Below are 19,897 nucleotides of genomic sequence, written 5' to 3' on the forward strand. Positions count from 1 at the left end.
TTAACTATATTAGAATGAAACATTTAAAGTAAATGTATATTGAGAAGTTATTGGAAATGCAACTCCTCCTGTATTACGAAACTCAGGGTCCTGGCCGTGTAATCTTTTATCTGAATAAATCAACCAGGGATTTACTGCTGAACCTTTTAAGGTGAATGCACTAACACCTAACTTTCTTTTAAAATCTTTAGGAAATTCCCAACTAAGCGAAATATTCTTTAATCGCAAAAAATCACCATCAGCAACTCTTACATCAGAATAATTATAAGTATTATAAGCTATTTGTAAATCGCTTTCCCCATAATTTCTATTTAATAATTTATCTGCAATAACAGGAACGTTTGTACTATTTTCATCTCCTGGACTTATCCACCTATTTTTAAATTCTTTTGTAAAAACTGTCAAATCGTTATACTCGTTACTGTAAACAGGATTTAGACGAACTTTATTTCCTCCGGATCCAACAATAAATACATATAACGACCAGCTTTTATAAGAAAATGTATTGGCTAAACCAACTGATTTATTAGGTTCAATAGATCCTTCATATTTTAAGTAATTTGCAACGTCTTTAGTATCTTGAAAATTAGCTTTTGTAATATTATTTTCTGCTCCGTCCTGTAAAATAAAAGTAGGTAATCCTTGATTATTCAATCCGGTAAACTGATAAGAATATATTGAATTTCTAGGGTGTCCTACTGTATTACCTCCATTGGAATCTACCAGATCATAAACTGAAGGTTTGTTTGCTAATTTTGTGATTTTTTGATTGTAAACAGAAAAGTTTAATGTTGTTGACCACTTAAAGTTATTAGTTACAATATTTTGAGTAGTAAACCCCAACTCAATACCTTTAGTTTCCATATCAGCATTGTTACCTTGTTTGACAGATTGTCCGCCAACACCAGACGTAATTACATAGTCAATTAAGTCAAATGCCTTACGGCTGTAAACGTCTGTAGTTAACTGCACTCTGTTATTAAACATTCCAAGATCTAAACCAATATTAGTTTCATATTGTTTTTCCCAAGTCAAATCTTTGTTTTGTAAATCTTCGATTTTTATCGCATTTTCTCTATCTGAAAGATTAAAACGGTCTGTAATAAAACTTTTATAAATTGCTAATGAATTTGTTGCAGGTCCAGCTGTTGCTGTAAGTCCATAAGAAGCTCTCAAAGCTAAAGTATTGATTGACTCAACGTTTTTCATGAATTTTTCTTCAGCAACGTTCCATTTTCCACTAACTGTGTAAGTAGGCAACCATCTTGAAGACCCTGTATCTCCTTGTCTGTTAGATCCATCATAACGACCAGTCAACGAAGCTGTATAACGACGATCATAAGTATATCCAACTTTACCAAAGAAACCAACAGTCCTTTCTCTTTCTGCGCCAAATTCGTAATATGAATCACCTCCATTTACAATTTTCTCGATCATTTTAGGATCAATAAAAGAAGTAAGTCCTTTATCATATTGAATACCTACAGCTGTAAAATTATCATTGTTTCGATCCACTGATCTTAATTCTGTACCAAAGAAACCTTCTACTTCATGTTTTTCTTTAAAAATATTTCTATAAGTAACACTATTTCTAACGTTATAAGAAGTCATATCATTAGTGTATTTTCTTAGAAAACCACCACTTGGCAATACGGAAACTTTTGGTATAGTTAAATCCGTAGGATCCTGATACAAGAATACATTATCTTTTTGTATTTGTGTATTTACGTTATCTCCAACGCCTGCATTGTATGCTGCTACTACATTCGAGCCTTCTAAAATCTTGTGCTCTCTTGATGTATTTGCATAACGCGCAGAACCGGTAAGGTTATAAGTTAAATGTTTATTGATTTTATAATCTAAATCTACCTGAAAACGAATATCATTTACTTTAATTCCTAAAGTGTTATTTTCTAATTCATTCACAATGTTCATTGGTGCCCAGTTGTTTTGATAATATTCCAGATTACCATTATCATCATAAGGTCTTAATGTTCTGCTAGTACTTAAAACATAGTTGAACGGATTAATATCAAAATCTCTGGCTGTTTTTCCAAATACAACATCTTTTTTACTATCATAAGCTCCAGGAGCTTCTTGGTCACGAATAGATCCCATCGTAGATAACGTAATGTTCAATCTATCATTTATAAAAAATGTTCCTTTAATATTTGATGTTAACTGCTTTACGTTATCAGCAATAGTCCATCCTGGATCTGTATAATAACCTAAAGAAGCATAAAATGTATTATTTTTTCCACCACCAGAAAAGCTTAAAGAGTGATTTTGAGTAATCGAAGGTCTAAATAAAACACTAAACCAATCTGTATTAGCTAGTTCGTATTTTTTTAAGAACTGATTAATATTTGATTGTTCATTTCTAACACCGTACTGACCATTTGTTTCATTATAACGGTTGATCTCTTTTGCAAGGATATTATATGCTCCTCCAAATCTTCCTGTGTAAGAAGAACTTAAATCAAGATATCCTTTTTGTTTCATTTCCTGAAAAACACTCATAGATTCCTGAGAGTTCAAGATGTCATATTGTGTATAACTTGGTACTGTTCTCACTGTGTTTTCAAGTGAATAACTCACTTTTAATGGTGAATCTCTACGTCCTTGTTTAGTTGTAACAACCACAACTCCGTTTAACGATCTTGAACCATAGATAGATGTTGCTGATGCGTCTTTAAGAATTTCAATACTTTGGATATCGTTAGCATTTAAACCCGCTACAGATGAACTTAATAATGTTGATGAATTTCCAGAAGCCAAATCAGCAAATGAAACATTTATGATATCTTCCTGAACAACTCCATCAATAACCCATAAAGGTTTTGTGTCCCCAAAAATAGATGAAGATCCACGCACTGTAATTTTAGGAGCTGTACCAAAAGTACCTGTTACATTTTGCACAGTTACACCGGCAGCTTTACCCTCGATCATTCTGCTTACATCTACTACACCATCAACTTTTAATTCTGCACCAGAAATTTTGCTGATAGCTCCAGTAAAGGTTCTCTTAGATGTTTTTTCGTAACCTGTAGTTACTACAACTTCTTTTAAATTTTGTCCTTCATCATTTAAGACAATAGTTGGACTAGTGTTCGATATTCCAATTTCTTTGGACTCCATTCCAACATAAGAAATTACAAGTTTATCACTATTAGAAGGTACTTCGATAGTAAACCTACCATCAAAATCAGTAAGAACTGCATTTTTTGTACCTTTTACAGAAACCGTAGCTCCTGGTAATGGGCTACCATTAGCATCTGTAACCACACCTTTGATAATTGGACCTGCAGTTAATATTGCAAACAGTGAATTACTGGCGTCTGAACTTGTAAAAGAATCAGCGGTATTTTTTTGTAAAACAATTTGATTGCTTACTTCAGTATAGGTTATATTAAAAGGTATTAAAATTCGGTTAAGAATGCTTGACAGCACTTCCTGATCTGCATCTATACTTACCTTTTGAGCAAGCTGAGGCAACCTTGAGTTATAAGAAAATTTTACGTGGGCAGACTTCTCCAACTTAGATAGCGCATTGTCTAATGTTAAATTATCAACATTAATAGTAACCTTTGTATCTAATTTTTTTTGCCCATTTACATTATTTGCCATGGCAACACTTGAAAATACAAGCGCCAAGACAAACTGAAATAGTGTTATTTTCATGATTCGATGGAGTAATCGTTGTTTAACAACTGGTTTTTTCATAATTTTGGATTGTTTTGATTAATACTGATTCGAGTGTATTTTAAGAAACGTTACGAATTACTCTTTACAGAGAGCAATTCAAATAAATTTAAGTGTCGGTAATGTTACAGCATTTCGGCACTTTTTTTCTGCATTATAATCTTTTACATAGGCATTCACTATTGGTTTTAATTTAGTTTTTGGTTGTTTTTTTTATTTAAATCCAACTATACAATTACAGTTATACAGTAGTATTAATTACATCCCTCAGACGTAATGATAATTTGATTTCCATTCATTTCAAAACTGGTATTATTGCCTATGCTATTACAGACAATTTTTAGTTTTTCTGTCAATGGCTGATCACTAAGTGAAGTGGTAAGGTGACAATCTTTTAGTTTATTTTTAGGGTAATCAATGTCTACCAGATAAGCTTGTTCGATTGTTTGAAAAATCTGTGATACAGGAATATCGGTAAATTCGAAACTCAACTGCTCAATATTACCAACATTACGAGTCAAAGCGACATCTTGGGTAATGTTTGTAATTTTGTTAAAACTCAAATCACTTCGTAAAAAACGGAGTGCCTGGTTGGGTAGTAAAACCACTTCTTTCTGATTAGATTTAGCTAATAAATCATTAGATTTTACCCTAACTTTACCGGTGCGCACAAGAACTTCTACATCAGGCTGATCAGAATAAGCTTTAACTCTAAAACTAGTTCCAACTACCTTTGTAACGATTTCGTTTGCATAAACAAAAAAAGGCTTTTTAGGATTTTTACTAATTTCAAAGAAACCTTCGCCGGATAAATACACCTTTCTTTCGTTTCCGGTAAAGATTTTAGGATAACTTAATTTACTATTTGGTTGCAATAAAACAGAACTGCCGTCAGACAATGTGATGATTTGTGGTTTATTTGAATTATTAGTCTGCTCAACTAATCCTTCACTATTTTCATCTATAAGTTCTTTATACGTAATTACATTACTTTTGGGGCCAATTTGATTTTGATAAAACCAAACTGATATCAGGCCACAAACTAAAATAGCTGCAGCACCACTAAGGAAATATTTTCTAAAAAAATTTATTTTCGAATCCTGAATTGAACTGTTTTGATTTTCTTTCTCTTCAATTTTAATCCATGTAGTTTGTAACGCATTGTGGATATCAGATGCAGTCAAATTTGAATCTGGCACTTTCATAGCCAACAATAATAATCTTGCGTCTTCTACCAACTTAGCACGTTGGCGACTTTCTAAAGTCCATTCTTCCCAACCATTCTCATCAGTTTTAAATAAAACCCATGACTGGAATGATTCGTCAGATAAAAAATCTTCAATTTCGGTATATTTGTTACGTTTTTGCATTTAAAAATAAGGTTACAAAAACATAGAGGACACTTTTCTTATTATATACTCACTAAATTGTGATTTTTTTTTATTTTTTTTAAAACAAATTTAACATGCAGTTAAAGATAGTAGAAAAATTAACGAAAAACTCCCCTTCCATTCCTTACGTAATGTAAGCAGACCGCGGTGTAAGAGGTTGCTTGCTGATTGATAATTAACTTCTAACATTTCGGCAATTTGTTCTACTGTCAAACCTTGATGGTAGCGTAAATACAAAGCCTCCTTTTGGCGCGATGGCAAATCATTTAATAATTTATTCAAATGAACAACTTTCTCCCTCGTTGCATAATCATCATCTACAAGGTCATTTTCTACTGAAAACTCTAAAAGGAATGCTATTGTATCTGTACTAGTCGCTTTACGAAAAATACGATCACGTTCGTGCAATCGTGCAATTCGCTTACGTACACTTGATAATAAATAAGCTTTTACTACAACCGAATTTTGTAATCCGTTACGATAAACCCAGATGTCTGTAAAGACGTCCTGTACACAATCTTGTACTTTCTCTGCAAATGGTGAAAGTGAATTTCCGTAACGAACTAAATCTGTATAATATTTCTCAAATAAAATTGAGAATGATTTTTCATCTCCATCTTTCAAGTTATTCCAAAGTGTATTATCATCAAAAGTCTTGAATTGTAAAGTTTTGGCCTTCATATTAATTTTGGGTAGAATTCTTAAAAATAAGCACTTGGTTTTAACATAAAGAATACGGTTTTTTAACATTATCCTTTATTTCTGTGCGATAAATATATAAAAGCAAATATATAAAACAAATTTTTTTACATAAAAAAGATGGTTTCCTAACATCAGGAACAGTCACTGTTTATTGACTTACTGCGGATTGAAGCGATAAAAAAAATATTTTAGTTTTTTGTTAATGTTTATTTTTGTAAGATTAAATTACCATTTAATTTAAATTTTTTTTTAACAAATTAAATACTTTGTCCCTTAAAAAATTTAACATACAGATTTTAGGATTTTGAACAAAAAAAGCCTCACTAAATAAATAGCAAGGCTTTTGATAATTTTTATTCGAAAAAAAGCTTTTAGAAAGCTACATTCCATTTTGGTAATTTTGCATTTTCATCTAAGAAATTTTGCAAAACCTGACCTTCAACTGCAGTAGGAATTCCTTTTACATCTGCGTTATAAGTTTCGTACCAAACAACTTCAAGAGTAGAGATACCTTCTAACTTCATTTGTGCCGGCCAAGAATATTTTCTTCCGGTTTTAGCAAATTGATGACCGTTTACAATTTTATCATACAATCCGCCATTTTTACTTTTAAGAGTTCCATCATTTTGAACAGTTCCTGTAGAACCTACCATAATTAACTCTTTTTCATCACCAACAGCATAAACAACAAAAACACCTGCGCCAGCCTCAGGAGCATTGCAAACTTGTTCTAAACTGTCTTCTGTTGTAAAAGTAAAACTATTGCTTACTTTAAATTTTTCTAATTCTTTGTACATATTTCTTATTTTAAGCTTCTAAGTCTATCCTGATAGATATAGGGACTAAGTTGCTGAGATTTTTAATTTTGTTCCGCACATTTTAAAAATGTAAAAAAGTCTCAACAAAATATTGAGACTTTTTTTTGGAATTTATTATTTTGAATATTAGAAATTATCCTAATATTTCTTTTACTTTTTTACCAATTTCAGCTGGCGAATCAACAACGTGAATTCCGTTGTCTCTCATAATTTGTTTTTTAGCAGCAGCTGTATCATCAGAACCACCAACAATAGCACCTGCGTGCCCCATTGTTCTACCAGCAGGAGCAGTTTCTCCAGCGATAAAACCAACAACTGGTTTACGGTTACCATCAGCTCTAACCCATTTAGCGGCATCAGCTTCTAATTGACCTCCAATTTCACCAATCATGATGATAATTTCAGTTTCTGGATCGTTCATTAATAATTCAACAGCTTCTTTAGTTGTAGTTCCAATAATTGGATCTCCACCAATACCAATAGCTGTAGTAATTCCTAAACCTTGTTTTACAACCTGGTCAGCAGCTTCATAAGTTAAAGTTCCCGATTTAGAAACGATACCAACTGTTCCTTTTTTGAAAACGAAACCTGGCATAATACCAACTTTAGCTTCACCCGGAGTGATTACTCCCGGACAGTTTGGCCCGATTAATCTAGAATTTCTTTCTTTAACATAATTATTTGCTTTAATCATATCTGCTACAGGAATTCCTTCTGTAATAGCAATAATTACTTTGATTCCAGCATCAGCAGCTTCCATAATTGCATCAGCAGCAAAAGCTGGTGGTACAAAAATGATAGATGTATCAGCTCCAGCTTGCTCAACAGCATCTTTTACTGTATTAAAAACCGGACGATCTAAATGGCTCGTTCCTCCTTTACCCGGAGTAACACCACCAACAACATTAGTACCGTACTCAATCATTTGAGAAGCGTGGAAAGTTCCTTCGCTTCCTGTAAATCCTTGAACAATTATTTTGGAATCTTTATTAACTAAAACACTCATGATATATATTTTATGTAGTTTTTAAAATTGTGATGCAAAAGTAAGGTTTTGTAACGTATTTTAACCTTTTTGTCTTCAAAAAAATTAAGAAAATTGACTCATTTGATAACCTCGATATAATTTATCATCTTTTATTTGCCAAATTATAGCAAAATGTGCCAATAACATCTCTTCTCTTGGGTTTTCAATCGTTTTCACAAAATGAGAATATCGAACTGAAACCAAGTCGTCTTCGGCTAAAATATGGCTTATTCTTACTTTTGATCGTACATAAGCACGACTTAGCTCATTCGCCATATCTAACATCGAATTATGATCCATCTCAATTAATCCTTTCGTGCTATTCCAATCTAACTTTACATCGGGATGCAAATAGGTTTTCATGATTTCGCTATCAATTAAGGCATCTGACTTGTAAAATTTCTGAACAAATTCTTTAATAGACATATTACTTCAATTTATTTAAAATTTCAGGAATCTTTTTGATATTGGCCAATTGTTTTAACTTTTCTCTTGATTCTTCGATTGGAGTTCCAAAATATGATTTACCTCCTTCTACTGACTTAGTTACTCCGGTCTGTCCCATAATAACAGCCTTAGCTCCTATTGTGATGCCGCTGGTAGTACCAACTTGACCCCAAATTGTAACTTCGTCTTCGATGATAACACAACCTGCAATACCAGTTTGTGACGCGATTAGACATTTTTTACCAATTACAGTATCATGCCCAACGTGTACCTGATTATCGAGTTTTGTTCCTTCGCCAATAGTGGTATCACCAGTAACCCCTTTATCGATTGTGCAAAGCGCACCTATACCCACATTATCCTGAATCACAACTCTTCCTCCTGAAAGTAACTGATCGAAACCATCAGGACGTTTTTTATAATAGAACGCATCAGCTCCTAAAATAGTTCCGGCATGAATGATTACATTATCACCAATTACTGTATGATCATAAATTGTAACATTAGGATGTATCAAACAGTTTTTACCAATTGTAACATTGTTCCCAACAAAACAATTAGGCTGAATTACTGTTCCTTCTCCAATAGTTGCAGAAAGAGCAATAGAAACAGTCGTAGCTTGAAAAGGCCTAAAATGCTTGGTCAGGGTATTAAAATCTCTGAAAGGATCATCAGAAATTAAAAGAGCTTTACCTTCCGGACAATCTACTTTTTTATTTATTAAAACAATAGTAGCTGCTGATTGTAAAGCTTTGTCATAATATTTTGGGTGGTCGACAAAAACAATATCTCCAGGTTCAACGACATGTATTTCGTTCATGCCAGAAACCGGAAAGTTTTGATCACCTATAAATTCGCATTGAAGCAAATTTGCAATTTCTTGTAAAGAATGAATCTTTGGAAATTTCATATATTTAAATTAGAAAATTTGTCAATTAGAAAATGTGCCAATTAGAAAATGTGTCAATCAGAAAATGAATACTCAAAATTGTGATGATTCACTAATTTTCTAATTGACTCATTGACAAATTATCCAATTAAGAAACTACTCTTTTACACGCTCCATGTAATTCCCTGAAGCTGTATCGATTTTAATTTTATCACCTTCATTGATAAACAAAGGAACATTTACAGTTGCGCCAGTTTCTACCGTAGCAGATTTTGTAGCATTTGTAGCTGTATTTCCTTTAACTCCTGGCTCAGCATAAGTAATTTCCAGAATTACAGAAGCAGGCATATCTACAGATAAAGGCAAATCAGTTTCAGTATTAACCTGAACCATAACATTTGTTCCTTCTTTTAACAATCCCGGAGCATCCAAAATTGCTTTATTCAAAGAAATTTGCTCAAAAGATTCTGTATTCATAAAATGAAACTCATCTCCTTCAGCATATAAAAACTGATAAGTATGTGTCTCAACACGTACATCCTCTATTTTGTGTCCTGCCGAAAATGTATTGTCCAATACTCTTCCTGTAGTTAAACTTCTTAATTTTGTTCTTACGAAAGCAGGTCCTTTTCCAGGTTTTACGTGAAGAAATTCAACGATTTTATAAATATCGTGATTGAACTTAATACACAATCCGTTTCTAATATCTGATGTAGATGCCATTTTGTTTTGTTTTATTTAATATTTTGTTGAATCGTTAAATCGTTTATCTGTTTTCGATTTAACGATTCACAAATAAACGATTCAACTTTTATCTAATAATTTCCTGAATAACCTTTCATAATTCCTCTTGATGAATTTCTGATAAAATCTAAAATCTCATCTCTCTCAGGAGTAGCTTCCATTTCGGCTTCAATAATACTTAAAGCTTGTGTTGTATTGTAGTTTTTCTGGTATAAAATTCTGTAAATTTCCTGAATTTCTCTAATTTTTTCAGTACTAAATCCTCTTCTTCTTAAACCTACTGAATTGATTCCTACGTAAGATAACGGTTCTTTTGCTGCTTTTGTATATGGCGGAACATCTTTTCTAACCAAAGATCCACCAGAAATCATAGCATGATCACCAATATGAATAAATTGATGAATAGCTGCCAAACCTCCAATAACGGCGTAATTACCAACAACAACGTGACCTGCCAATGCAACACCATTTACAATAATTGCATTATTACCAATCTCACAATCGTGTGCAATGTGAGCATAAGCCATAATTAAACAATTATTACCTAAAATTGTTTGTCCTGAAGCAACTGTACCTCTATTGATCGTTACACACTCTCTAATAGTACAGTTATCACCTATAATAGCTAAAGAATCTTCTCCTCCAAATTTTAAATCTTGTGGTACGGCTGAAATTACTGCACCTGGAAAAATATTACAATTTTTACCAATTCGGGCACCTTCCATGATGGTTACATTTGAACCAATCCAAGTACCGTCACCAATAATAACATTATTGTGAATTGTTGTAAAAGGCTCAATTACAACATTTTTAGCGATTTTAGCGCCGGGATGAACATATGCTAATGGTTGATTCATCTGTAAGTTTTATATTTTATATTAAAATAGTCTAATTTGGGCAACAAACGTAAACAATAAAAATGATTAATTATTATTGTTTTCTTGCAATTTGAGCCATTAATTCTGCCTCTGTTACCAATTTTCCATTTGCGTATGCATTTGCCTGCATGTGACAAATTCCTCTTCTGATAGGAGAAATTAATTCGCATTTAAAAATTAAGGTATCACCAGGCAATACTTTATGCTTAAACTTAACATTGTCAATTTTCATGAAATATGTCAAGTAATTTTCAGGGTCAGGAACAGTACTTAATACCAAAATCCCTCCTGTTTGTGCCATTGCTTCCACAATTAAAACACCCGGCATAACCGGAGCTTCAGGAAAATGTCCAACAAAGAAATTTTCATTCATTGTAACATTTTTCATTCCTACCACATGACTATCAGACATTTCTATAATTCTGTCAATTAATAAAAATGGAGGTCTGTGCGGCAACACGGCCATAATTTTATGAATATCCATCAATGGTTCCAAATTTAAGTCATAAACGGGAACATGATTTCTTTGTTCAATTTTGATGATTTTAGCCAGTTTTTTGGCAAACTGAGTGTTTACATAGTGTCCAGGTTTATTAGCTATAATTTTCCCTTGAATTCTAACTCCAATCAAAGATAAATCTCCAACAACATCTAATAATTTATGTCTTGCGGCTTCATTTGGATAGTGTAAAGTAAGATTATCTAAAACACCATTTGGTTTAACAGAAATTTTGTCTTTACCAAACGCTTTCTTTAAATTCTCCATTGTAGCGTCAGAAATTTCTTTGTCTACATATACAATGGCATTGTTTAAATCTCCACCTTTTATAAGTCCGTTCTCTAAAAGAGACTCTAACTCATGTAAAAAACTAAAAGTTCTTGAATTAGCAATTTCCTCTTTAAAGTCAGCTATGCTTTTCATAGTTGCATTTTGAGTACCCAAAACTTTAGTACCAAAATCAACCATTGCAGTTACCTGATAATCATCGCTTGGCATTACCAAAATCTCGCTTCCGGTAGTTTCATCAGTAAACGAAATAACTTCTTTTACTACATAAACGTTACGTTTAGCATTTTGTTCTTCAATACCGGCATTTTCAATCGCTTCAACAAAATATTTCGAAGAACCATCCATGATAGGAAGTTCAGACGCGTTCAATTCTATAATAACGTTATCCAAATCGCAACCAACTAGTGCCGCTAAAACGTGTTCAGGGGTTTGAATTTTTACACCTAATTTTTCTAAATTAGTACCTCTTTGCGTATTAACAACATAATTAGCATCTGCTTCGATCACGGGATGACCTTGCAAATCTACTCTAACAAAAGTGAAACCATTATTAATTGGAGCCGGTTTAAAAGTCATTGTAACTTCTTTTCCAGTGTGTAATCCAACGCCTGTTAGTGAAATTTCATTTTTGATGGTCTTCTGTTTAACCATTATTTCCATTTTTTGGGTTTATTATTTGTTTTTTTAAATCATCAATTTCGGCTACAATTTTAGGTAGATTTCTAAAATGCACATACGATTTATTAAAATCAGTATAAGCAAGAGACGGTGTCCCTTGTAGCGTTTCATCATCTTTAATGTTTCTTGCTACTCCGGATTGAGCCTGCAGTCTGACATTATTACCTATTATTAAGTGACCTGCAATACCTACTTGCCCGCCAATCATACAGTTTTCTCCTATTTTTGTAGAACCAGCCACACCGGATTGCGCTGCAATTACAGTGTTTTTACCAATTTCTACATTATGGGCAATCTGAATTTGATTGTCTAATTTAACTCCTTTTCTAATTATTGTAGAACCAAGAGTTGCGCGATCTATTGTAGTATTTGCTCCAATATCAACATTATCCTCTATAACGACATTCCCAATTTGAGGAACTTTGCTATACACTCCTTCTTCATCCGGAACAAAACCAAATCCGTCTGCACCAATAATAGTTCCTGAATGAATCGTACAATTGTTACCAATAATAGTTTCAGAATAAATTTTAGCACCTGCAAAAATATACACATTATCACCAATAACAACATTATCGCCAATAAAACTGTTAGGATAAATTTTTACATTATCACCCAGCACAACATTTTGTCCTATATAACTAAAGCTTCCTAAATATAAATTCTCGCCATATTTAGTCCCTTCAGACATAAAAGAATGTGCTTCTATTCCGTTTTTATTCAATTTTACCTGATTGTAAAATTGTAAAAGCTTAGAAAACGAAGCGTAAGCATCTTCTACTTTAATTAAAGTTGTGGTAATTTCCTGTTCAGGTATAAAGCTGTCATTAACAATCGTTACTGAAGCTTTTGTAGTATATATGTAATTGATATATTTTGGATTAGCCAAAAAAGTAAGAGATCCTTCCTCCCCTTCTTCTATCTTAGAGAGCCGAGAAACTTCTGCATTGGGATTCCCAACAACTTCTCCCTCTAAAATCCCCGCTATTTGTTCTGCTGTAAATTTCATTGCGACAAAAATATAAAAAATAGATTTTAAATGTTAATTTTAGATAAGTTGTTTTGGAAAACAGATGTAATATTTTGTTACCAATTTAGATAACGATTTCAAATTCAGCTGATCAGATGCTTCTACGACATCCTCAATTGTTTTATCTTTTTTCAAAATTCGTATCGGTTCAGCTTCTTTACTGTAGGCCTGATTTTTTATTTTTCCTCTAAAAATAAAATAACCAGCCTCTAACTGTGTGATATGATGCTTATTAGCAAAATCTTCTTTTAAAGATTGAGACTCTTCCGCCGAAATTTTCTCAGCGCTTAATTTAATCTTTAATAAATCCCTATTAATCAACATCTTACTCAAAGTAGACAATATAAAATCATCTTGCTTTTGCCATGCTTTTAAGGCGCTAATAATATCAAAATCATCTAGTTGAGCAAATAAATCCAACTTCTCAGTATCAAAATCCTCCAAAGTCACCTTATTTTGCATAAAATACAAAAGCGGCTCGCTGCAAGGCAAACTAATTCCTTTTAATGTTAATTCTTTCGCTCTTTTTAGAACATTCATCAAAATTAACTCCGCTACCAAACTTGTTTTATGTAAATAAGCCTGCCAGTACATTAATCTTCTCGAAAGTAAGAATTTCTCAACAGAATAGATTCCTTTTTCTTCAATAACCAAAGTTCCGTCAACAACGTTCATCATCTGGATCAGGCGCTCAGAATTAACGTTACCTTCTGCGACTCCAGTATAAAAACTATCACGTTTTAGATAATCCATTCGGTCCATATCCAACTGACTAGAGATCAGCTGCAACATGAATTTTCTATGATAATCACCTTTAAAAACCTGAATTGCTAAACTTAATTTTCCGTCAAACTCTTCATTTAGCTGATTCATAAACAATAATGAAATTGCCTCGTGATTCACATCTTCCACGATACTTTTTTCCATAGCGTGCGAAAATGGCCCGTGACCAATGTCGTGGAGTAAGATAGCAATAAACAAAGCATTTTCTTCTTCAGATGAAATTGCAACACCTTTGAAACGAAGTGTTTCAACTGCTTTTTGCATTAAATGCATACAGCCCAATGCATGATGAAAACGCGTATGATTCGCTCCGGGATAAACTAAATACGACATTCCCATTTGCGAAATACGGCGTAAACGCTGAAAATACGGATGCTGGATTAAGTCGTAAATAAGTTCGTTCGGGATAGAAATAAACCCGTAGATAGGGTCGTTGAATATTTTTAACTTATTGATATGAGTCACTATTTGGTTATTTTTAGGTCAACAAATATAAGTAAATAACCATAAACAGCTTTGCGTTTTTCATTTAAAAATCAACATTAAATTGTTGTGATTTTCAAGGGAATACTTAATTTGAAATAAGTTTTTATAAAAAAAACATCATTTGTGATACGGAAATTTATACTATTTTTAATACTTTTTAAGTTCTATACATCTAAATTGCATTAAAATTAAACACGTTTATGGATAAGATAAAAATACTTTGGGTCGATGATGAAATCGATCTTTTAAAGCCCCACATATTATTTCTCGAGAAAAAAAACTACGCTGTAACCACTTGTAATAATGGTTTGGATGCTATTACCTTATTTGAAGAAGGTAATTTTGACATTGTCTTTTTAGATGAAAACATGCCAGGAATGAGTGGTCTGGAAACCCTTTCAGAAATGAAGGAAAAAAAATCAGCTACTCCGATGATTATGATCACTAAAAGTGAGGAAGAATATATAATGGAAGAGGCTATTGGTTCTAAAATCGCTGATTATTTGATAAAACCAGTAAATCCCAACCAGATTTTATTAAGTTTAAAGAAAAACCTGGATCATTCAAGGTTAATTTCCGAAAAAACAACTTTAGATTACCAAAAAGAATTTAGAAAAATTTCGATGGAAATGGCAATGGTCAATTCTTATGAAGATTGGGTAGAACTATATAAAAAACTAATATTCTGGGAATTAGAATTAGAAAACATCAATGATCAGGGAATGATTGAGATTCTTGAGTCTCAGAAAGTAGAAGCCAATTCGCAATTCGGTAAATTTATCGAAAGAAATTACGAAGACTGGTTTGCTCCAAAAGCCGAAAAACCAATTCAATCCCATACTTTATTCAAAGAATTAGTAGTTCCTGAAATCAAAAAGAAAGATAAGCCGATTTTATTTGTTGTAATTGACAATTTGCGTTACGACCAATGGAAATCATTTGAGACTGTTGTAGCTAATTATTATAAACTAGAAAAAGAAGTTCCCTACTTTTCTATACTTCCAACTGCAACACAATATGCGAGAAATGCTATTTTCTCTGGTCTATTGCCTACAGAAATGGAAAAACAATTTCCGCAATACTGGAAAAATGACGTTGAAGAAGGTGGAAAAAACCTGTATGAAGCAGAGTTTTTAAGCGCGCAATTAAAACGTTTAGGACTAAACATTAAAGAAGATTACTTTAAAATCACCAATTATGCCGGTGGAAAAAAATTAGCCGAGAACTTTAAAGCTTTAAAAGGCAATGATTTGGTAACGGTAGTCTATAATTTTGTTGACATGTTGTCGCACGCCAAAACCGAAATGGATGTAGTAAAAGAACTTGCATCAGATGATAAAGCGTATCGCTCTTTGACGCTGAGCTGGTTTAAGAACTCTCCGCTTTTAGAGATTATCCAACAAGCTCAACTTCTAGGTTTTAAATTAATTCTTACCACCGATCACGGAACAATTAATGTAAAAAATCCATCGAAAGTAGTTGGAGATAAAAATACAAGTCTAAATTTGCGTTATAAAACTGGTCGTAGTTTAACATACGAGCAAAAAGATGTTTATGTTGTAAAAGAACCAAAGGATATTGGTTTGCCAGCCATAAATATGAGCAGCTCGTTTATATTTGCTAAAAATGATTTCTTTTTGGCTTATGTAAATAACTACAATCATTATGTAAGTTATTATAGAAATACATATCAACATGGCGGAATCTCACTAGAAGAAATGATTATTCCGTTTCTGGTATTTAATCCTAAATAGTAAAAAAGAGTTTTCAGTCTCAGTTTGCAGTAAAGAAAAGTTGCCACAAATTTCGCAAATTTTCACAAATTATTTTTTTTAATAAATACTCTTATTTAATTTTTAATTTGTGAAAATTTGTGAATTTTGTGGCAAAAAATAGTCTGCTTTAGCAGGCAGTCACATTAAATACAGTACAATGAATATCGTTTTTTCATTAGATCAAATTCAGGAAGTAGCAGAGAAAATTCTAGCGTCAAATCCAAAAAAAATCATTCTTTTTAATGGAGAAATGGGCGTTGGAAAAACTACTTTAATCAAACAATTATGCAAAAGTCTCGGCGTCGAAGAAGCTACAAGCAGTCCAACCTTTTCTTTAGTTAACGAATATTACACAACTAATAATCAGATTGTTTATCATTTTGACTTTTACCGTTTAAATATAGAAACAGAAGCGCTCGATATGGGAGTTGATGATTATTTATATTCCGGAAACTGGTGTTTTATCGAATGGTCAGAAAAAATTGAAAATCTTATTCCCGAAGAACATTCCGTAGTTACAATTGAGCTAATGGCTGATGGAAAAAGAAAATTAGTACTAGTTTAATTCTATAGAAATTTGCCAATATTTCGTAGAGAAACACAAAGGTTTTTCTATTAAAAATTTACGGGCCTTTGTAGAACTTCTTCGTTAATTTCTGTGAAATAACATACATATAAAATGAACCTCGAAAATACAGTAGAAATAATCCCTTTCTCTCCAGCCCTAAAAGAGCCAATTAAAACCTTAAATAAGGAATGGCTTCAAAAATATTTCAGAGTTGAAGAAAATGACGAGATTGTACTCTCGAATCCTCAGGAAGAAATTATCGATAAAGGCGGATTTATTTATTATGCCAGATATAATAATGAAATTCTTGGAACTGTGTCTTTACTCAAAGAAGATGATATGACTTTTGAATTGAGTAAAATGGCAGTTTCAGATAAAGCGCAAGGTCTAGGAATTGGAAATGAATTATTAGTTCACTGTATGGCTGTAGCTAAAGAAAATAACATCAGGAAACTATTTTTATATTCAAATCGAAAGTTACTTCCGGCAATTCATCTGTATGAAAAATTTGGTTTTACCGAAATCCCTTTAGGTGATGTGAGCTATGAAAGAGCTGACATTAAAATGGAGAAAAATATACCATAATTTCATCTTGTAGTATTAGCAGAATTTTTACATTGATTCTAAAACTTTTTACGTAATTTGTACTCTTAATTTTTGCACCACCCATGTCAATTACTTTAACTCCATTTACGAAGCAACAATTGTTGCCACAAGAAGAAAAACTTGAAATTGGCCGATTCAAAAGCGAACTTTTTATAGGGATTCCCAAAGAAACAAGTTATCAGGAACGTCGCATTTGCCTGACGCCAGATGCTGTAAATTCGCTTACTTATGAAGGTCATCGCGTCATGATTGAATCTGGCGCCGGAGAGAGCTCAAGTTACTCTGATAAAGAATATTCTGATGCAGGAGCTGAAGTAACAAAAGATACTAAAAAAGTTTTTGGATGTCCACTGCTATTAAAGGTAGAGCCTCCAACGCTTGCCGAGATTAAAATGATTAATCCTGAAACAATTATCATTTCGGCTATACAGTTAAAAACCAAGAAGAAAGAATATTTTGAAGCTCTGGCTCAAAAAAAAATCACAGCACTTGCTTTTGAATATATTAAAGATGAAGACGGATCTTATCCTGCTGTAAAATCATTAAGTGAAATTGCCGGAACAGCTTCTATACTTATTGCTGCCGAATTAATGATTACTGACGAGTTTGGAAAAGGACTTTTATTTGGAAACATTACTGGCGTACCTCCTACCGAAGTTGTGATTCTAGGCGCTGGAACTGTTGGCGAATTTGCGGCTAAAACCGCTATTGGTTTAGGTGCAAACGTGAAAGTTTTTGACAATTCGATTACAAAATTACGTCGTTTACAAAATAATTTAAATCAAAGAATCTTTACTTCTACAGTGCAGCAAAAAGCCTTATTAAAAGCTTTACGTCGTTGCGATGTCGCTATTGGTGCTATGCGCGGCAAAGAACGTTGTCCTATTATAGTTACAGAAACTATGGTTGAGCACATGAAAAAAGGTGCCGTAATAGTCGATGTGAGTATTGATACCGGAGGTTGTTTTGAAACCTCAGAAGTTACGACCCACGAAAAACCAACTTTTATAAAAAGTAATGTTTTGCATTATTGCGTTCCAAATATTCCTTCGAGATATTCTAAAACTGCCTCATTATCAATAAGTAATATTTTAACTCCGTATTTACTTCAAATAGCTGAAGATGGCGGATTAGAAAGTGCTATTAGATGTAATAAAGGTTTAAAAAACGGAATTTACTTATATCACGGAATTTTAACGAACAAAGCAATTGGCGAATGGTTTGATTTACCTGACAACGACATCAATTTACTTGTATTTTAAGAGAACTTTAATGTACCTTTGCAAAAATTTTATTTCATGAAGTTCGCACATCGTTTCGCTTATTATTTAGTTGGTTTAGTTATGGGATGCTTTTTTGTAGCCCTTGTTTTTAGCGGAAAAGATACCCGTTGCAACTATTTCCCGAATGCCCGAGTTTTAAATACTTTGCGCACAAAACCTTTTCAGTATTCTGAAAAAGCAATTCAGGTTCTGAATGAAAAATGGGTTGATACAGCTGATATCAAAAACACATTAAAATTTGGAGACGTTGATTTTGATCAGAGCAATGTGCCTTTCAAAAAAGGAAAACTATATATCATTGAAGGAAAAACAGTAAAAAATCAGGAAATTATTCTTAAAGTAATTAATTATGAAAACAAAGCTGTTCTGGATGAAATTATAAAGAAGCCTTTAGAAAAATAGTTCCTTAAATCTAAATTAATCGAACTTTCTTTTCACTTCGACTAAGGAGAAATCACACATGAAACTTAAGAAAAATTAATGACGTTTGTACGAAATTACTAATACGACTTTTCCTCACGCCTAAATAGTAACATTATAGAAATTAAAGTTTTAATTGGTATAATCGATACAAATTGGTTTCAAAACCACTCAACTTCTTTAATTCCCTTAGATTTTAAAAATTCATTCGTTTTACTAAAATGTCTGTTTCCGAACCATTTTCCCTGATTCGCGCTCATTGGAGATGGATGTCCCGATTCTAAAACGAAATGTTTTGAGCGATCAATTTTAAGCCCTTTTTTCTGTGCAAAATTTCCCCATAATAAGAACACGACATTTTCCTTTTTATCAGAGATAGCCTGAATAACTGCATCAGTAAATAAGTTCCATTTGAGATGTTTGTGACTATTAGGAGTATCTTTCCTAACTGTTAAAGAAGCATTTAAAAGCAGAACGCCCTGATCTGCCCATTTTTCCAGATTTCCTGAGGTTGGCATAAATACAGAATCCAGATCACTATTTATTTCCCTAAAAATATTACGCAAAGAAGGTGGGATTTTCACATTATCATTAACCGAAAAGCTTAAGCCATTTGCTTCTCCTACTCCGTGATAAGGATCCTGACCAATAATAACAACTTTTATATCATTGAACGAACAATGATTGAACGCCGAAAAGATTAAATCTAATGGCGGATAACAAATATGTTTCTTACATTCGTCTTCTAATGACAAAAGCAAATCTTTAAAATAAGGTTTTTCAATTTCATCTGACAAAACAACTTGCCATTCAGGAGAAAGATTAATTTTCATTTTCAATACAATTTATTACAAATTACGCAAAGTTTTTTTCAAAGTAC

General features: G+C 32.7%; 18 protein-coding genes. 5 read left to right on the plus strand and 13 right to left on the minus strand.

The features are described from left to right. Positions 1-9 precede the first annotated feature (9 nt). From ACQKCJ_RS03195 to ACQKCJ_RS03250, 12 genes are all read right to left on the minus strand, one after another. The gene (locus ACQKCJ_RS03195; RefSeq protein ID WP_271337569.1) at positions 10-3,723 is read right to left on the minus strand and encodes a SusC/RagA family TonB-linked outer membrane protein; all 3,714 of its coding nucleotides are present in this window, start codon (positions 3,721-3,723) and stop codon (positions 10-12) included. Between the two features lie 233 nt (positions 3,724-3,956). Beyond that, positions 3,957-5,072, minus strand: coding sequence for a FecR family protein (locus tag ACQKCJ_RS03200; protein WP_427401343.1), 1,116 nt, complete (start codon positions 5,070-5,072; stop codon positions 3,957-3,959). 90 nt (positions 5,073-5,162) lie between these two features. Continuing rightward, a complete protein-coding gene (locus ACQKCJ_RS03205; RefSeq protein ID WP_271337571.1) occupies positions 5,163-5,774 on the minus strand; it encodes an RNA polymerase sigma factor in 612 nt (203 codons plus the stop codon). Positions 5,775-6,166: 392 nt separating this feature from the next. Next, complete coding sequence (locus ACQKCJ_RS03210) at positions 6,167-6,592, minus strand: hypothetical protein (protein ID WP_271336633.1); 426 nt, start codon at positions 6,590-6,592, stop codon at positions 6,167-6,169. 154 nt (positions 6,593-6,746) lie between these two features. Continuing rightward, a complete protein-coding gene (sucD, locus tag ACQKCJ_RS03215) occupies positions 6,747-7,619 on the minus strand; it encodes a succinate--CoA ligase subunit alpha (protein ID WP_047775108.1) in 873 nt (290 codons plus the stop codon). Positions 7,620-7,703: 84 nt separating this feature from the next. Further along, a complete protein-coding gene (locus tag ACQKCJ_RS03220) occupies positions 7,704-8,066 on the minus strand; it encodes a nuclear transport factor 2 family protein (RefSeq protein WP_271336632.1) in 363 nt (120 codons plus the stop codon). Position 8,067: 1 nt separating this feature from the next. Further along, positions 8,068-8,997: a UDP-3-O-(3-hydroxymyristoyl)glucosamine N-acyltransferase gene (locus tag ACQKCJ_RS03225; RefSeq protein ID WP_271336631.1), complete on the minus strand. Its 930-nt coding sequence runs from the start codon at positions 8,995-8,997 to the stop codon at positions 8,068-8,070. Between the two features lie 135 nt (positions 8,998-9,132). Next, a complete protein-coding gene (gene efp / locus ACQKCJ_RS03230; RefSeq protein ID WP_271336630.1) occupies positions 9,133-9,699 on the minus strand; it encodes an elongation factor P in 567 nt (188 codons plus the stop codon). Between the two features lie 92 nt (positions 9,700-9,791). Beyond that, entirely contained in the window at positions 9,792-10,577 is a 786-nt protein-coding gene (gene lpxA / locus ACQKCJ_RS03235) for an acyl-ACP--UDP-N-acetylglucosamine O-acyltransferase (protein WP_271336629.1), read from the minus strand. Positions 10,578-10,650: 73 nt separating this feature from the next. Next, positions 10,651-12,039, minus strand: coding sequence for a bifunctional UDP-3-O-[3-hydroxymyristoyl] N-acetylglucosamine deacetylase/3-hydroxyacyl-ACP dehydratase (locus ACQKCJ_RS03240; RefSeq protein ID WP_271336628.1), 1,389 nt, complete (start codon positions 12,037-12,039; stop codon positions 10,651-10,653). After that, positions 12,032-13,075, minus strand: coding sequence for a UDP-3-O-(3-hydroxymyristoyl)glucosamine N-acyltransferase (lpxD, locus tag ACQKCJ_RS03245; RefSeq protein ID WP_427401344.1), 1,044 nt, complete (start codon positions 13,073-13,075; stop codon positions 12,032-12,034). The genes ACQKCJ_RS03240 and lpxD overlap by 8 nt, the downstream gene beginning before the upstream one ends. Before the next feature lie 39 nt (positions 13,076-13,114). Next, positions 13,115-14,344 carry an HD domain-containing protein gene (locus tag ACQKCJ_RS03250; RefSeq protein ID WP_427401345.1) on the minus strand — a complete coding sequence of 410 codons (1,230 nt, stop codon included), beginning with the start codon at positions 14,342-14,344 and terminating at the stop codon, positions 13,115-13,117. Positions 14,345-14,565: 221 nt separating this feature from the next. Here ACQKCJ_RS03250 and ACQKCJ_RS03255 point away from each other — a divergent pair, with 221 nt between their 5' ends. The 5 genes from ACQKCJ_RS03255 (at position 14,566) to ACQKCJ_RS03275 (ending at position 18,999) form a co-directional block, all read left to right on the plus strand. After that, complete coding sequence (locus ACQKCJ_RS03255; protein WP_271336625.1) at positions 14,566-16,119, plus strand: bifunctional response regulator/alkaline phosphatase family protein; 1,554 nt, start codon at positions 14,566-14,568, stop codon at positions 16,117-16,119. Positions 16,120-16,297: 178 nt separating this feature from the next. Further along, entirely contained in the window at positions 16,298-16,705 is a 408-nt protein-coding gene (gene tsaE / locus ACQKCJ_RS03260) for a tRNA (adenosine(37)-N6)-threonylcarbamoyltransferase complex ATPase subunit type 1 TsaE (protein ID WP_427401346.1), read from the plus strand. A gap of 114 nt (positions 16,706-16,819) precedes the next feature. Continuing rightward, on the plus strand, positions 16,820-17,293 hold the full coding sequence (locus ACQKCJ_RS03265; protein ID WP_427401347.1) for a GNAT family N-acetyltransferase: 474 nt from the start codon (positions 16,820-16,822) through the stop codon (positions 17,291-17,293). An 83-nt stretch (positions 17,294-17,376) separates the two neighbouring features. Then, the gene (locus ACQKCJ_RS03270) at positions 17,377-18,576 is read left to right on the plus strand and encodes an alanine dehydrogenase (RefSeq protein ID WP_072963546.1); all 1,200 of its coding nucleotides are present in this window, start codon (positions 17,377-17,379) and stop codon (positions 18,574-18,576) included. A 36-nt stretch (positions 18,577-18,612) separates the two neighbouring features. Then, the gene (locus ACQKCJ_RS03275) at positions 18,613-18,999 is read left to right on the plus strand and encodes a DUF4258 domain-containing protein (protein ID WP_271336622.1); all 387 of its coding nucleotides are present in this window, start codon (positions 18,613-18,615) and stop codon (positions 18,997-18,999) included. A gap of 179 nt (positions 19,000-19,178) precedes the next feature. Here ACQKCJ_RS03275 and ung read toward each other — a convergent pair whose 3' ends face one another. Next, entirely contained in the window at positions 19,179-19,850 is a 672-nt protein-coding gene (gene ung, locus ACQKCJ_RS03280) for a uracil-DNA glycosylase (RefSeq protein ID WP_427401348.1), read from the minus strand. Positions 19,851-19,897 lie beyond the last annotated feature (47 nt).

It is taken from the genome of Flavobacterium sp. NPDC079362, from assembly GCF_050267765.1.
Taxonomy (GTDB): domain Bacteria; phylum Bacteroidota; class Bacteroidia; order Flavobacteriales; family Flavobacteriaceae; genus Flavobacterium; species Flavobacterium azizsancarii.